This is a genomic window from Mycobacterium sp. UM_11 (assembly GCF_001414075.1).
GTDB lineage: Bacteria > Actinomycetota > Actinomycetes > Mycobacteriales > Mycobacteriaceae > Mycobacterium.
The window spans coordinates 1-322 of the sequence record NZ_LATC01000269.1; the positions used below are offsets into that span (position 1 = coordinate 1).

Sequence of the window (322 nt, forward strand, 5' to 3'; positions counted from 1 at the left end):
CGACGACACCGCCCGGGCCGTTCACCTGGCTGACCAGCGCCATCCAGAACTTCCTGCAAAGCGGGTTGCCCACCCCCACGAACAACTACCTCGGGCTGAACCCGACCCTCTACACCGTGATCCTCAAGCAGACGTCGGGCCTCGGTTACTTCTCCAACGGCCTGGCGCAGTTCAGTTCGTCGATCGCCCAGCAGTTGGTGTTCGGGCCGGGTGGTAGCACGGCCGGTGCCGGCGGGGCCTGGTTCCCGACCCCGCAGTTCGCGCAGTTGGGGTTGGGCAACCTGGGCAGCTTGAGCAGCAACGTGGTCTCGGCCGGTGCCGG

The 322-nt window shown here is 67.1% G+C and carries 1 pseudogene; it reads left to right on the top strand.

Going from position 1 to position 322, the window contains the following annotated elements:
• Positions 1 to 322 (top strand): annotated as a pseudogene (locus WU80_RS24970) (hypothetical protein); the annotation flags it as partial.